The sequence below is a fragment of the Corynebacterium sp. KPL1995 genome (genome assembly GCF_000477935.1).
GTDB lineage: Bacteria > Actinomycetota > Actinomycetes > Mycobacteriales > Mycobacteriaceae > Corynebacterium > Corynebacterium pseudodiphtheriticum.
Genome location: NZ_KI515715.1, coordinates 1854649 through 1869178, shown reverse-complemented (window position 1 = coordinate 1869178; position 14530 = coordinate 1854649). Strand labels below are relative to the sequence as shown.

Sequence of the window (14530 nt, the reverse complement as noted above, 5' to 3'; positions counted from 1 at the left end):
GTAATCTAACGAAAACGGTACTAATTAATGCGAGGTTAATTAATGCGAGCGCTTGCGGGAACGACTGCGCGGCGCAGTAGGATTTCCACCCCATGCGCTAGATTTTCTGCCCCCACGTCCAGCGCGGGAATGCGAGGTTCGTCCTTCTTCACTGCCGGTCTTATGTCGACGATCTTTTCTTTTCGGTGCAGCTTTTTGTTGCGCCTTCTTATTAGCAGTGCCGTTTTTTGCTGATCCTCTTTTTTCTGAGCGCTGGTTCTGAACAGAGCTTAGTTTTTCTTGCAAGGCTTTTCCGGAAGGTTCGCGTGCTCCACTAAGATCCGCAAGCTCCTGCGGTATACCTGGCCCGCGCGCGACGATAGTACGTGCGGTGACCCCTGCCTTTTTGAGCAACGATTTCACGGTTTTTTCTTGCTCTTCCAAAACCAATGTGATCACGGTGCCGCTGGCTCCAGCGCGCGCGGTGCGCCCGGCGCGATGTAGATACGCTTTGTGTTCTGCTGGGGGATCGACGTGAACGACCAAGCTGACATCTGAAATATCGATGCCGCGAGCCGCAATATCCGTGGCGACCAATACAGGCAGGGTTCCGGCGCTAAAACCATCGATTGCTTGTGTGCGAGCGCCTTGCGATTTGTCTCCATGCAAACCTAAAGCGTGCACCCCGATGCGCCGTAGCTTTTTCACTTGCCGGTCAACGCCATGCTTGGTGCGCATAAACATAATCGTTTTTCCGTCACGGGCGGCAATCTTTTCTACCAATTCGTTACGGTTTTCGCGCGTACCCACGTGTGCCACAACATGCTCCATCGTGTCTACCGAACTTTGTGCTGGAGCAGTTTCGTGTGTACGTGGATCATGCAAAAACCTGTCAACAACAGCTTGGACTTGCTTGTCCAGCGTTGCTGAGAATAATAAGTGCTGGCAATCGGAGGGTAATTTATTCCATAGTTTGGTTACCTGCGGCAAAAAGCCCATGTCCGCCATTTGGTCGGCCTCATCGAGGGTGGCGATCTGCACTTGATCTAGTTTGAGTTTTTTCTGATCAAGCAGATCTTGCAAACGTCCCGGGGTGGCAACGAGCAGATCCACCGGTGCGGCGAGGCGACGAATTTGCGGATTGATATTGACGCCACCGACCACGTTGAACACGCGCAATCCTAGGGAAGCAGCAGGCGCTTCCAAACGAGCACTGATTTGCGCGGCTAGTTCGCGGGTTGGTGCGAGGATGAGCGCGCGGGGATGGCCCGGGCGCGAGACGCCGGACGTCGCCAAGCGATGCAGCATGGGCAAACCGAAACTGAAGGTTTTTCCTGATCCTGTGGGGCCTTTGCCGAGGACGTCGCGGCCAGACAGCACGTCAGGGATGGTTAACGCTTGGATCGGAAACGGAGTGGAGATGCCTTCGCGGCGTAGGAAATGCACGATGGGCCGGGCCAGGCCCAAGTCGGCGAAAGATGGTTCTTGTGCAGGTTTAGTTGTCATTATCCTTCAGTCTAGCGCGTCGTGGTAGCTGGATCGTGATTAATGCGAAAAAGCGCGTGAATTGCACGACTGTGCGAGAACTTACAGTAAATTTTGCTTCCGCGCTGCCTGTGGAGTTGTAGCGTGAAAAGTGAGAGGAATGCCTTCTTGAACATCCATTTATCCAACATCCATTCATCTACATCTACATCTACAACTACAACGTGCAAAGGAAACTTACAGTGGCCGAGCACTTTCTCCCGCGATCGAAGGTCAAAACTCCAGAAGGTGATATTGTTCCTGATGTTGCTACTCCGGAGCAATCGCAGAAAAAACGTGATGTGCAATTCGTACTACAGCCGATATGGTTCCTGCTTGCTGTAGCTGCTCTGGTGGGCGTTTTGCTATTGCCGATCGAAAGCCTGGCATGGGAAGGCCAGGTCGCACTGGCGGTTTTGGCTTTCGCCATTGTTTTATGGGTAACAGAGGCAGTATCCTACCCGGTTAGCGCGTTTTTGATTATCAGTTTGATTGCGTTGCTACTGGGTTTGTCGACAGACCCAGAGACTGGCGATATAGTCGGTACATCTTCCGCGTTGGGCACTGGTTTGCAGGGCTTTTCTACTTCTGCGCTGGCGTTGGTAGCTGCTGCTTTGTTGCTTGCCGGTGCGATGCAGGCAACTGGCCTGCATGAACGCTTGGCGCTTTGGGTGATGAAGCTCGCCGGTGATAAAACCTCGAATATTTTGATTGGCGCGATCGTGATCGCGACACTGCTGGCGTTTTTCGTGCCTTCGGCGACCGCCCGCGCGGGTGCCGTGGTTCCGATTCTGCTGGGTATGGTTGCAGCCTTTGGACTATCGACAAATTCGAAGATGGCCTCATTATTGGTTATCACCGCAGTACAAGCAGTCTCGATTTGGAATGTCGGTATCCAAACAGCAGCTGCCCAAAACTTTGTAGCTTTGAACTTCATCCAGGATGAATTCGGTCAGACTATTTCTTGGGGCCAATGGTTTATCTGGTCAGCGCCATGGTCGGTGCTGATGTCCATTGCGCTGTTTTTCATAATGCGCGCGAGCATCAAACCGGAGGCAGACTCGATTTCCGGTGGTCGAGAACTCATTGAGCAAAAACTCGAAGAGCTCGGCCCGATGTCCGGCCGCGAAAAACGATTGGTGGCTGTCGCCGTACTGCTGCTATTCGTGTGGGCGACTGGCGATATCCTGCACCCGGTTTCTGCACCAGTGGCGACCGTCATTGCAGTGAGCTACATGCTGCTTCCGAAAGTCGGCGTCTTCGACTGGAAAACAGCGCAAGATTTGGTGTCCTGGGGTACGCTGATCGTCTTTGCCGTCGGTATCTCGCTGGGCACATTCCTGCTCGATACGGGTGCAGCTAGCTGGTTATCCGAGCAAACTTTTGGTGCTATGGGCTTGGACTCGATGCCATTGTTGGCCACCATTGCGTTGGTGTCGCTGTTTAACATCCTCATCCACCTCGGATTTGCCTCTGCCACGTCGCTGGCATCCGCACTGATTCCAGTCTTTATCGCCTTGTCGACGACGATTGCTGCTGGTGATGCCAGCATCGGATTTGTCGTCATCCAGCAGTTCGTCATCTGTTTCGGCTTCTTGTTGCCGGTTTCTGCGCCGCAAAACATGCTGGCTTATGGCACGGGCGCATTTACCCGGGGCGAGTTCCTGAAAACAGGAATCCCGCTTACCATCGTCGCTTACCTACTGGTATTGCTGTTTTCGGCTACTTATTGGGACTGGATGGGCCTTATTTAGTCCGTCTTAGCAGGGGTGGGCGTTTTAACGTTTCTGCTCCTGCGATTTATCTCCGGTCCAGTCCAGATGGAATACACCATCACTATCAACCCGGCGATAGGTGTGGGCACCGAAATAATCGCGCTGTGCCTGTACCAACGCGGCGGGCAGTCGCTTGGAGCACAGCGAATCATAGTAGGAGAGCGAGGAGCTGAATACCGGAGCAGCAAGACCCAAGCGGATCGCAGAGGCTGCAACAGTGCGCCAGGAATCGATCAAACCGTCGAGCTCCCCGGTGAAATAGGAATCAAGTAACAACGATGGTAGCTCTGGAAGCTTCTCGTAGGCATTGTCAATGCGGTCCAGAAACGCTGCTTGGATGATACAACCACCACGCCATACAGCTGCGAGATCACGGGGATTAATGTTCCAGTTGTATTCTGCTGAACCAGCGGCAATCAGATCGAAGCCTTGTGCGTAAGCCACCAGTTTGGAGGCGTACAACGCCCGGCGCACATGCTCAATGAACTCCTCAACGCTGATTCCCAGTGCAGCGAAATCTGCGAGGTTGCCGGTAGGGAAGTGGTCCAGGGCGGCAGCGCGAAGCTCTGTGGACGAAGACAGGGCGCGAGCAAAAACTGCTTCCCCAATCGCGGTCGCCGGAATACCCAGGTCCAAAGCTTCCTTCGCGGTCCAGCGCCCGGTGCCTTTTTGTCCAGCAGCATCGTGGATGACATCGATCATCGGTGCGCCGGTGTCTGGGTCACTGGCTTCTAAAATATCTGCGGTGATACCGATTAAATAAGAGGCTAGGTCTCCGTCGTTCCATTCCCGGAAAATCTTGGCAATGCGGCTAGGCTCCAAGCCTGCGCCGTGGCGCAACAAATGATAAGCCTCTCCAATGAGCTGCATATCAGCGTATTCGATGCCGTTGTGCACCATCTTCACAAAATGTCCGGCCCCATTGGCACCGATATAGCGTACACACGGGGCGCCATCGACTTTGGCCGCGATCGATTCCAAAAGCGGTCGGATGGACTCCCAAGATTCTTGTGGTCCGCCGGGCATAATTGAGGGGCCAGTGAGTGCGCCTTCTTCTCCGCCTGAAATACCTGCGCCAACGAAATGGCGTCCGGTGAGTGCTACTGCGCGCTCGCGCCGCACGGTGTCGGTATACAGTGAGTTGCCTCCGTCGATAATGATATCGCCTTCGTCGAAGGCTTCTACTAGGTCATCGATAGCGGCATCAGTAGCAGTTCCGGCGGGTACCATCAGTAGCGCGCGGCGTGGCTTAGATAAGTTAACTGCCAGCTCCTGCAAGTCGTTACAACCGACAAATTCTCCTTCTCCGCCATGCTCCGCAATGAGTTTGCTGACGTTTTCCGCGCGCCGATCGTAAAGCGCGACGCGGTAACCATTGCGTGCAAAGTTACGGGCCAAGCTCGAACCCATGACTCCGACCCCGACGATTGCGATATCTGCCAATTGCTGCGAAGGCTGCTGGTTATTCATGACTGATCAGTCTACCTTCTACCGCAGTAGGCCTGAGAGCGAGGAATAGCTGGAATGCTTGGAATGTGTTGGGGCTAACAAATAGGTGGTTTGAATTCCGATAGAGTTGACACATGGGTTATTTGGAAGCAGTGATGGCAGCGGGAACCAGACAATTACAGCAGGCTGAGCTGGAAGAGCTAAACCGATCCGAGTTAGGCCTTGACAGCCTCCTCGGGTTGGTTTATTCATGCGCTGCCCCTACTGAAGTTCGCGCTTATCTTGAGGTCAATTCGAGGCACCTGCAGTATGCGGGCAGCGTCAACGGGGGCGTGTTTTGCGCGATTGCGGAATCAGTTGCCTCGGTGGCTTCTATGATTAGTGCACAACGCCCCTGTGTTGGGGTCAATAACAGCACGGACTTCATCCGTGGAGTAAGTGAAGGACGTATTGAAGCTATTGCGAAGCCCATACAAAACGGAAAACGCACGCAATTGTGGAACGTAGAGATGTACAACCACGAAAAATTAGTGGCCCGCACCACTTTGCGCACAATGGTGGTGGGGCCGCCTATTGCTGAGCTTCGTGCACGAGCAGATCAGCAGTAAAGGTGCGTGTCAGCCACGCATCTGAAGTCACTGCTGCATACGTGATGCCTGGGCAAAAAATTCACGTTCGTGCGCCGATGCCATCAAATAAGCACGGGTTGCGCGCTCACGGGTTGATTCGCTGGCATTCTCGAAAGCCGTTTCCACAATCCTGAGTGCTTTCCGCGTATCTTCTGCAAAGTTTGGATCACCATAGGTTTCCAACCACGAGTGGTACGGGTGCTTGTCGTGATTATGTTTAGTCAGCGCTTCGCCGATCTCGGCATACAGCCAAAAGCAGGGCAAGACTGCAGCTACCCCGACGGCGTAGTCATCGGTGAAGGTGCGTGCAACCAAGAAATCAGTGTACGCGGCAGTAACCGGTGAGGGATCGACTTTTGGCACATTGAAAGAGCGGTGTAGTTCCGCTTCCACAGTCAGGCACTCCTGTGCAGCTTTGGCCCACCAGATTTGTTCTTCTGGCGTTGGGGCAATCGTCGATAAGCGCGCCAATGCACGGGAATAAAGCTCCAAGTACAAAGCATCTTGGGCCAAGTAAAACATGAATTCTTTTTTGGAGAGCTCGCCGCTGGTCAGCGAGGTGATGAACGGTAGCTCTGTGATTTCACGCCAGAGAGTGCCGGTCTTTTCCCACAATTGGGTAGTGTGTGGGCCTTGCGCTGCGATTGCTGGGGCCGGTGCTTTGTCATGGACTGGGAAAGTCCATGGGGTAGTGTCCGCGTTGGTCGCCCAGCGACGCAGCTGATGGAAGTGATCTACGGGGCCGTTTCCCTTGCCGACGGCAAGCTCGTCTGCATGGGCAATTGCTTCGTGCAGCCAGTGGGTTGCCCAGTCGAGTGCGTCGTTGAGTTCTGCTCCACCGCCTAAGCGAGTAGCCAGGGCAGATGATAACGAACAGCCGGTTCCGTGAGTGTTTTTTGTATCTACTCGAGCAGAAGGTACCCGGTGAACAGCACCATCAGCGCTTACTGCTGCATTGTCAGCGATCGTGCCGTCGAGATGGCCACCTTTTACGATCACAGTGACGTCATGTTTTTCCGCAAAACGCTGGGCTTGTGCCACCGCGGCATCGAAATCTGCAGCCTCGTCGTCTTCGACTAAAACGGCGAGTTCCTTCAGGTTCGGAGTAATGACATCAACGTGTGTGCACAGCTCGCGGATTTTTGCTTCAGCCTCTGGCTGCAACAGCCGGTCGCCGGAGCTAGCAACCATCACCGGGTCAAGCACCAGAGTAGTTTTGTTTCGGCCGCGCAACCATTCAGAAACGGTATCGACGGTGTCGCTATCACCAAGCATGCCGATCTTGATGGCATCGATTTCGACGTCGTCAGAAACGCTAGTGAGTTGTTCGCGCAGAAATTCCTGTGGCGGGGTATGGATGCTGCGTACACCCTGTGTGTTTTGCGCTACCAGGGCGGTGACTACGGACATGCCGAAACCGCCGGCAGCAGCAATAGATTTCAAATCAGCCTGAACACCAGCACCGCCTGTGGGATCAGTGCCAGCAATGGATAAGATACGAGCATTCGTCTTCATGCTCACCAGGCTAGCGAAAATACTGGGAATTGTTAGCCCTGCACAGTGATTGTGACCGGAATATTGTTCAAGAATGCGCTCAACAATCTGCGTAGCAGTGTCTCAGGAATGTTCCTAGCATGGAGTTCAGAGCATTTAGTACCCGCATAGCCTCCGGCTGTGCTATGCGGGCGTTGGGTTTTGCCTTGTGGCGTTATTCCGTTGCGGAGTTTTAGCCGATGCGCTTGGTGTCTTTAACTTCGACCGGTTGGTCTTTCTCATCAGTACTAAGTTCGCCCAGCTTCAGCAGAGCATTTCGCCCGTGACGCTGTTGCTCGGTGATCTCCAGGTTGCCCCGGTTGCGGGAAAGTACATTGCTGGTCCAGTTCAAGACGGTAAACAGGCGGTTACGCACACCAGTGAGGAACTGGGCGTGCACAACGAGCCACATTAGCCAGCCGACAAAGCCAGTGATCTCGCTGTTTTCCATTTTCACCACAGCATTACCGCGGTTAATGATCGCCATCGAGCCCTTATCGAAGTATTCGAAAGCTTCCTTCGGATCCTGCTCGGAATTATCGCTGGTCTTGGCGTCGATGAGCTTGGCTACGTGCTTACCCGTTTGGATGGCAACCTGAGCCACACCAGGCAGACGATTCAGTGACATCATGTCACCGATGAGATAGACGTTGTCGTGGTCGCCAACGGTGAGGTCTTCGTTGACCGATACGCGGCCACCACGATCGAACTCGACATTAGCTTGTTCCGCAACCATCTTGCCCAACGGGGAAGCTTCCACACCAGCGGACCAGACCTTGGTTGGGGACTCGATGGTGTGCACGGAATCGTCGGCCATGTTCTTGTACACGACCTTGTCGTCATCAACTTCAGTGACCATGGCATTCAGACGTACTTCGATGCCTTGCTTCTCCAAGGTGCGCTGTGCCTTCTTGCCCAGTTTCTTACCGAACGGTGGAAGCACCTGAGGTGCGCCGTCGAGAAGGATGATCTTCGCTGATTCCGGCGAAATATTCTTGAAGGCACCTTTGAGGCCGCGCTTTGCCAGTTCAGCCAGCTGACCAGCCAGTTCTACGCCGGTTGGTCCTGCACCAATGATTACGAAAGTCAGCAAACGCGCGCGCTCTTCGGGATCATCGGTCAATTCTGCGCGTTCGAATGCTCCCAAAAGGCGTGAGCGGATCTCCAGAGCGTCGTCGATGCTCTTCATGCCTGGTGCGTACTGTGCGAAGTGGTTGTTACCGAAGTATCCCTGCTTGGAACCAGCGGCGATAACCAGGGAGTCATAAGCGAAATCTTTCTTGATGTCACCCTGGGATGCGCTCACGGTCTGTTGCGCAATATCGATTGCAGTCACCTCACCGCGCACTACATCAACATTGTTTTGCTTACGCAACAGTTGGCGAGTTGACGGGGCGATCTCACCCGCGGAGACGAGGCCGGTGGCAACTTGGTAGAGCATTGGCTGGAACAAGTGGCTGTTGGTGCGGTCGATCAAGGTGATATCGACGTCAGCGTTGGCCAAACCTTGGACCGTGTTCAGGCCACCGAAGCCGGATCCAATGACGACGACATGGTGACGATCACCTGCGGGGCGGTGTGCTTGAGACATAGATACCTCTTCGTAGAAAATGTGTGGTGTATTTGATTAGGTACACAGTTAAATATACGCCTACACACTCTAGTGGCCAGAAACACTTTGCTAAAATCATTGGGGCTGAACAGTTCCGCCCACCGTCCCGAATCGTTGGCAAGGAGTAAGTGTGCACGAGCAACATTGGGCTCATCTTGCAGCGATCGATGCACAGGCGTGGCCGTCAATCGCCTCTGTGCCTGGTGGGGCCTTACTGTCGCTACGCGCACGTGTCGCGGAAGCGCACCTTGCTCGTGCTTGCCGGATCGCCGGCCTTGAGCTCGATCCAGATGCTTCACCGGATTTAATTATTGATCACGAGCTTTTGTTTCATCGTATCGCACACGCTGGTTGGTTGGGCTTTGCAGAATCCTATATGGCAGGAGAGTGGCGGACCCCAGACTCAGCCGCCTTGGTTCGGGTGCTCACTCGTCTGCTCGCCACTGGCTATGCCCCACGTGCAAAGCAAAAAATCCCGGTTACGTTGTTTGACGGCGGGCAAATTCCGGCGGAGCTAGTTCGGTTATATTCTGATGAAAAGAGTAGTGGTTTCGCCGGAATCTTTTCGACGGGCGTGGCGACGACGGTCCGGGAGTCCGTACCTAGTTATGTTCCTTCCCAGCACCGCGGGAGTGAGTCAAAGCAGCACTTTGTGGATGTTACAGAGATTTCCGAGCCGCAGAATGTGGAACGCGATGACTTCCAGGATGCCCAGGCACGCGCCGCACGGTTTTTGCTTGACGATCTTGGCGTGACTGCCTCCAGCCACGTGCTGGAGTTTCCTGCTAATGGATCCGTCACGGCGGAAGTTGCTGGCCGACGTAAAGCAGTCGTCGATGCCCTCAGCAATGACGCGGAACACTTGGCGGCGGTGCGCGAAGATTTGGTTCTTGCCGGGGTAGAAGACTTTGTGCACACACAACATATCGCGCATCCCTTGCCGACGCCGAGTGACTGGCAAGGGCGTTATGACGCTATTGTGTCCATGGAAGCATTCGAATTCTTGGCACCTGCAGATCGGGTATATTTCTTGCGGCATGCGGGCAGGCTACTGGCTCCTGGCGGAAAGCTGGGGATACAAACCTTGGTGGCGACTGATGGTATGACTGCATCTGCACGCAATGCCTTATTGGCCTTGCGGGCCTATATTTGGCCAGGTTTGGATTATTTCGATATCAATGGTCACCACAAACTCTTCGATCAAAAGTCTGGTTTGCGCATCATTAAGCAAAGCCATTTTGGCTCACACTACCGGAAGTCATTGCAGCTGCAGCGCAGCTTTTTTGAAGGGCATTTGCGTGAAGCGGCGGCAAGTGGATTCGATGCCGTATACCGGCGGTTGTGGATATTCCAGCTAGCTCTGCGTGAAACATTGCTGGACTTGGGCATGCTTGACGCTGTGCAGTTAACCGCAACCCACCGGCATCGCCGTGGCCGACGCTAATTATTTGGCGCATCGGCCACTGGTTTCGGTTGGCATTAGTGCAGCGGTAATTCACTCCACGGTGATTGCTTTGACGCTAATGCTCCAGCGGTGGAAGCCATCATGCGTTGTTGTAGACCGTCCACCTGGCCACTTTCACATAAACGGCCAACTAAGAAACCATCGCCATAATCACGCCAGTTGGTGTGATGCGCCTTCGCTAGTTTTGCACCTTCTGCGGCGAATGCATTGGCTTCGTCCTCTGTGAATAATTCGGTGGCATAGCCCATAGCTGCTAGACGTACCCCCTGTGCAATTCTCCAGCCTGCTAGCGAGGTGGGTAGATTTTTCGGCAGGAAAAGGTCGATGTCTTCGAGTGATAATAAGACGGCCAACTGTCCAGCGGCTGCGCTAATCTCCTTGTCGGCGCTCTGCGGGTCTGCGGCGTGGGCATATTCGTCTCGCAGGGCAGTGGTAATTTTTTCTAATCCATGTGCCTGTCGTTTGTCGAGTTCCCAGCCTCGGATTTCTTGCAACACAGTACGCACTGCCCGGTAAGCCTCATGATCTGGATCATTGAGATATTTGCCAATAGCAGTGCGCAAGCTCGGGGCATCCGAGACTTGGTGCTGGTTTTCTAAGTGCTTCCAAATCTCCTGTACGCGTTGCTCATCGTAGCTAGCCGCGGCATCCAGGGGAATCTTGCTGCCAAGCAAATACGGTGCTTGTAGCGACCAGCCCAGGCGCAAATCGTCGGCAAGCTTACCCATAACTGCGACAGGAAGCTGTTGCGCATTAGCTTGCATTGACGAGAAGATCTCTTCATAGCTGTTGGATTTAATCGGTGGGAAAGACTCAGTGTGCAAGGGGAGTTCCACCCATGGCGAACCCGGGTCGGTAAGCAGCGCAGCTGCATTATGGAAAATGAAGCGGAAGTGCTCACCAATTTTGCTGGCCATCATGGCTTCGCCATAAACGAGGGCAGCGACGTATTCTTCCCAGGTGTCGTAAGCGCGCGCGATACCGAGTACGCATTTCACGATGATTGGCCGAACCTCATCGGGTTTAATTAAGCCGGCACCTGCGCCCAAGTTGAGCTGGCGCACCGCAGCAGCGAAATAGAACCCGGCTAAGGTGTGAGGTAGTTGCTGCGGAATCAAGAGTTCGGCCTCGGGGTTAAGCAGGGGTTTTAATAGACGCTGCGCCTCGGTTTCCAAAGTGGCGAAGGGAACTTCGGGAAGTGCACCGGATAATTCGTTAACGAGCACACTGCTTTGCCCGGAACGCTGGTTTAAAGGCAAATCGCGGATCTGTTGCAAAGTGCTTCGAGCCACTTCATAAGCACGGTCGTGGGTGCGCTGAGAGGCTTGTTGCGCTGATTTCAGCAGATCTTCACGGCTATTAATGTTCCAGGCCTTCGATAAAAATTGTGCGAGCTGCGGGTTTGCGGTCGCCTTGATGATGTTGCCTTCTTCGTCACGCTCAATTTTCGGCATGGCTGGCAAAGGTCCATCCGGAGCGATGTTGGGACGCAAGAAATATGGAGCGACGACTGACCAGCCGCGGCGTAGCATTTCATCCTGTAAACCAGATTTCTTGAGTTCGAAATCAAAGCCACGAGCTTGGGCTTTAGAGAGGTAATCCTCGTAACTGGAGGCCTCGGACAGGGCAAGTGCGTCAATCTTTCGTTCAGCCATGTTTGTCATCATACCCGTGGTAGCTGAACCACCAATGATGCCGAAGATTGCCGAAAATAGTCGGGAGTAAATAGTCGGGAGTAAAAGAGAGCACCGATCGCTAAAGTGACATAATGTCAATTATCGGACAATTGTAGAAGCGGGCTTTACCCACAGGTTGCGAGCCGAACTATTGCGGACCGCAACCAAATCGTCCGCTGTCTAGTGGGACGTTTATTTATTTGCCCGTTTTTGCGAAACTCAATCGAATATCCACCGTGCCTGTTTCCGCAATCTTCGCAGCGATCAAATCTGGTGAATGCACGCCAAAGTCTTCGCGGTTGATCTCTACCGTGCCAGAAACGACGAGCAGCTCGCCATCGCGCAGAGCTTGGAATCGTGCCTCAACAGGTTCGGAGTGATCTTTGATTGTTAGTTTGCCGGCGACATCGATCTCTCCCGCAGTGCCATCTTCTGGTAGCTGTGAGACGTCTACTGGTTCAGTAAGAATAAATGTGGATATCGGAAACTTGCTGGTCTCAAAGAGCTTGTCTTTCATGTTGACATCGCGGACATCACGATCCGTGGTCAGCTGATTCATGTCTACCTCAACGGTTGCAGAAGTTAATGTGTCATCACTAATTTGTGCCGCTCCCGTGACATAACCTGTAGAGCCGGAAGTTACGCGTTCGTCACCAGGCAAAATCTCCGAAAAAGTAAAGCCTACCGAGGTGATATTTGGATTCTTTCCTTCGACGATTTCCCAAGCGCCATCCACTGGAACCGAGGCTGCTGCCGCGCCTGAATCATTCAAGGCTTCAGTCTTGACGCCTGGCCCAGTGATGAGCCGGTATAACAAAGGAACGATGCTAAGCAGTGCCAAAAGAACAATGAGTACGACGAAAACCGCGATGACAGATTTACGGCGTTTCATGGGGGATTTTTTCATCATTACCTCAACTTCTCTATGGAGCGCGCCAAATCAATTAATTCCGTGCACAACTGCCCCAGCTCCTCCGCTGAAGCTTCTTCGGCTGCTGCCCATGCAATGTCCTCGGCTGCGCAGCGCAACTGGAATAATGAATCATGCAGCATATCGGCTTTAGCTTTGCTCAATATTACGGCATCGGGAGAAATTTCCGTTCCTGATAAATTTTGGCGTTGCTCATAAGCTCGTTGCTTGCACGACGTACTGCAGTACTTGCGTGGGCGCCCACGTCCTTGGGTTGCGACTGCTGTACCACACCATTGGCACGGTTTGGGGCGGTTTTGTTGGTAGGCAGACACTCTAGTGACTTTAGTCTATTGACGAAAAGTCGTGAAATGTTCCGTGAAATGTTCTTAGCGTGGGTCTAAGAACGCGAGGAAGCAGATGGCGAAGCCCAAATCGAGAATCCTTATAGGATGATCGGGAACAAAACAGTGGGTTCGTGCGTTATAGTGGTAGATCGTTATCCCCGATGAATTTTTGGTGCTTAATTAGCGCCATGAATGTTATCGATGCCCCCGGAATAATATAAGGATGTGTCCCACTTATGGCAGATCGCGTATTGCGCGGCAGCCGCATGGGTGCTGTCAGCTACGAAACTGACCGCGACCATGACCTGGCACCACGCCAAATGGTGAAATACCGCACCGAAGACGGTGAAGTTTACGAGGTACCTTTTGCCGATGATGCGGAGATTCCAGAAGAGTGGCTGTGCAAGAACGGTAAATGGGGAACGCTAGTAGAAGGTGAAGGCGTTGAATCGAAGCCGGTGAAGCCGCCTCGTACCCACTGGGATATGCTGTGCGAACGCCGTAGCATCGAAGAGCTTGATAAGTTGCTTGAAGAGCGTATCGAAAATTTGCGTAAGCGCCGTCGTACCGCTGCGAAACTGCTCAAAGAGCAAAAAGAACAGCAAGAAGCCGAAGGAAAATAAACTTCTTGGCTAAGGCTTAACTGTTTAAAGTTTTTCTTAAGGTGCCAGTCTCCCACTAAAGAATGTGGGGCTGGCACCTTTCGTTTATAGCGTGGTAGTCCGCTAGCTAGTGTAGCTAGCGGGAGCTATTTCTTTATTTGCTTGGCCAGATCGCGTAAAACTGTAGAAAAACTACTTGCTGTGGAGGAAACCCGCTCCGGTAATTCTGCCAGCGCAGAGTCCCGTAGGCTGTGCGACCCAAACGAGACCAGTGTCGAGCTCATCTCTTTCACTTGTTTGCTGCGGTGCGCAAGACCCCATTTCGTGACCTCGGCTAGGGAATCCGTGACAAACGAGCCATCCAACTTGGATTCGCCATATTCACGCTCAGTAAAAGTAATAGGAACTTCAGCAATCACGAAGCCAGCTCGGATAGCACGACGAGCGAGATCCACTTGGAAAATATAACCGGCATTCGAGAGCTCTTCTAGGTCTATAGCCTCGAGCACTTCGCGGCGATATGCGCGGTAGCCAGCTGTCATGTCAGATAACCCGGCGCCGAGCGCTAGAGAAATGTACGCATTGCCACCGCGAGAAAGCCATTCCCGATTTTTCGGCCAATTAACTACTTCCCCGCCTGGAACATAGCGAGAACCGATGACTGCGTCTTCCCCATTATCGATTGCATTCAGAAGTAGATGAAGTTGCTCTGGAGCGTGCGAGCCGTCTGCATCCATTTCACACAGAACCTGGTAATCACGCTCTAAGCCCCAGATAAATCCCGCCACATAGGCACCGCATAAGCCGCCTTTGCCTGCGCGGTGCAGCACATGCACTTGTTCATCAGTGCTGGCGAGTTTGTCTGCGAGCTCGCCAGTTCCATCCGGCGAATTATCGTCGACTACAAGCACGTTGACGTCGGACTGTGCCTTGCGCAATCGACCGACAATCCGAGGTAAATTCTCTTTTTCGTTATAGGTCGGAATGATTACGAGAGTCTTCGCAGACGGTGCGGCGGACTCAGCCATG

Annotated in this window: 12 protein-coding genes; 4 read left to right on the top strand and 8 right to left on the bottom strand. The window is 53.3% G+C overall.

Going from position 1 to position 14530, the window contains the following annotated elements:
- Positions 1–39 precede the first annotated feature (39 nt).
- Complete coding sequence (locus tag HMPREF1292_RS08295) at positions 40–1485, bottom strand: DEAD/DEAH box helicase (RefSeq protein WP_023019504.1); 1446 nt, start codon at positions 1483–1485, stop codon at positions 40–42.
- Between the two features lie 221 nt (positions 1486–1706).
- Between HMPREF1292_RS08295 and HMPREF1292_RS08290 the strand changes: the two genes are divergently transcribed.
- Positions 1707–3257: a DASS family sodium-coupled anion symporter gene (locus tag HMPREF1292_RS08290; protein ID WP_023019503.1), complete on the top strand. Its 1551-nt coding sequence runs from the start codon at positions 1707–1709 to the stop codon at positions 3255–3257.
- Positions 3258–3281: 24 nt separating this feature from the next.
- Here HMPREF1292_RS08290 and gndA read toward each other — a convergent pair whose 3' ends face one another.
- Positions 3282–4748 (bottom strand): NADP-dependent phosphogluconate dehydrogenase, encoded by a 1467-nt coding sequence (gene gndA / locus HMPREF1292_RS08285; RefSeq protein ID WP_023019502.1) that lies wholly within the window; start codon positions 4746–4748, stop codon positions 3282–3284.
- 113 nt (positions 4749–4861) lie between these two features.
- Between gndA and HMPREF1292_RS08280 the strand changes: the two genes are divergently transcribed.
- Positions 4862–5335, top strand: a complete 474-nt coding sequence (locus HMPREF1292_RS08280; protein ID WP_023019501.1) for a PaaI family thioesterase — start codon at positions 4862–4864, stop codon at positions 5333–5335.
- A gap of 27 nt (positions 5336–5362) precedes the next feature.
- Here HMPREF1292_RS08280 and HMPREF1292_RS08275 read toward each other — a convergent pair whose 3' ends face one another.
- A complete protein-coding gene (locus HMPREF1292_RS08275) occupies positions 5363–6871 on the bottom strand; it encodes a bifunctional hydroxymethylpyrimidine kinase/phosphomethylpyrimidine kinase (RefSeq protein WP_023019500.1) in 1509 nt (502 codons plus the stop codon).
- Between the two features lie 211 nt (positions 6872–7082).
- The gene (locus HMPREF1292_RS08270; RefSeq protein ID WP_023019499.1) at positions 7083–8480 is read right to left on the bottom strand and encodes an NAD(P)/FAD-dependent oxidoreductase; all 1398 of its coding nucleotides are present in this window, start codon (positions 8478–8480) and stop codon (positions 7083–7085) included.
- A gap of 151 nt (positions 8481–8631) precedes the next feature.
- Here HMPREF1292_RS08270 and HMPREF1292_RS08265 point away from each other — a divergent pair, with 151 nt between their 5' ends.
- Positions 8632–9945 carry a class I SAM-dependent methyltransferase gene (locus tag HMPREF1292_RS08265; protein WP_023019498.1) on the top strand — a complete coding sequence of 438 codons (1314 nt, stop codon included), beginning with the start codon at positions 8632–8634 and terminating at the stop codon, positions 9943–9945.
- A 35-nt stretch (positions 9946–9980) separates the two neighbouring features.
- Here HMPREF1292_RS08265 and HMPREF1292_RS08260 read toward each other — a convergent pair whose 3' ends face one another.
- From HMPREF1292_RS08260 to HMPREF1292_RS11610, 3 genes are all read right to left on the bottom strand, one after another.
- A complete protein-coding gene (locus tag HMPREF1292_RS08260; RefSeq protein WP_023019497.1) occupies positions 9981–11621 on the bottom strand; it encodes a DUF1266 domain-containing protein in 1641 nt (546 codons plus the stop codon).
- A gap of 217 nt (positions 11622–11838) precedes the next feature.
- Positions 11839–12552: a YceI family protein gene (locus HMPREF1292_RS08255; RefSeq protein ID WP_021353892.1), complete on the bottom strand. Its 714-nt coding sequence runs from the start codon at positions 12550–12552 to the stop codon at positions 11839–11841.
- Positions 12552–12716, bottom strand: coding sequence for a hypothetical protein (locus HMPREF1292_RS11610; RefSeq protein ID WP_311198274.1), 165 nt, complete (start codon positions 12714–12716; stop codon positions 12552–12554). The genes HMPREF1292_RS08255 and HMPREF1292_RS11610 overlap by 1 nt, the downstream gene beginning before the upstream one ends.
- A gap of 419 nt (positions 12717–13135) precedes the next feature.
- Here HMPREF1292_RS11610 and HMPREF1292_RS08245 point away from each other — a divergent pair, with 419 nt between their 5' ends.
- Positions 13136–13522 (top strand): RNA polymerase-binding protein RbpA, encoded by a 387-nt coding sequence (locus tag HMPREF1292_RS08245; RefSeq protein WP_021353894.1) that lies wholly within the window; start codon positions 13136–13138, stop codon positions 13520–13522.
- Positions 13523–13647: 125 nt separating this feature from the next.
- Here the strand turns inward: HMPREF1292_RS08245 and HMPREF1292_RS08240 are convergent, their stop codons facing one another.
- A complete protein-coding gene (locus HMPREF1292_RS08240; RefSeq protein ID WP_023019495.1) occupies positions 13648–14529 on the bottom strand; it encodes a polyprenol monophosphomannose synthase in 882 nt (293 codons plus the stop codon).
- Position 14530: the final 1 nt, after the last annotated feature.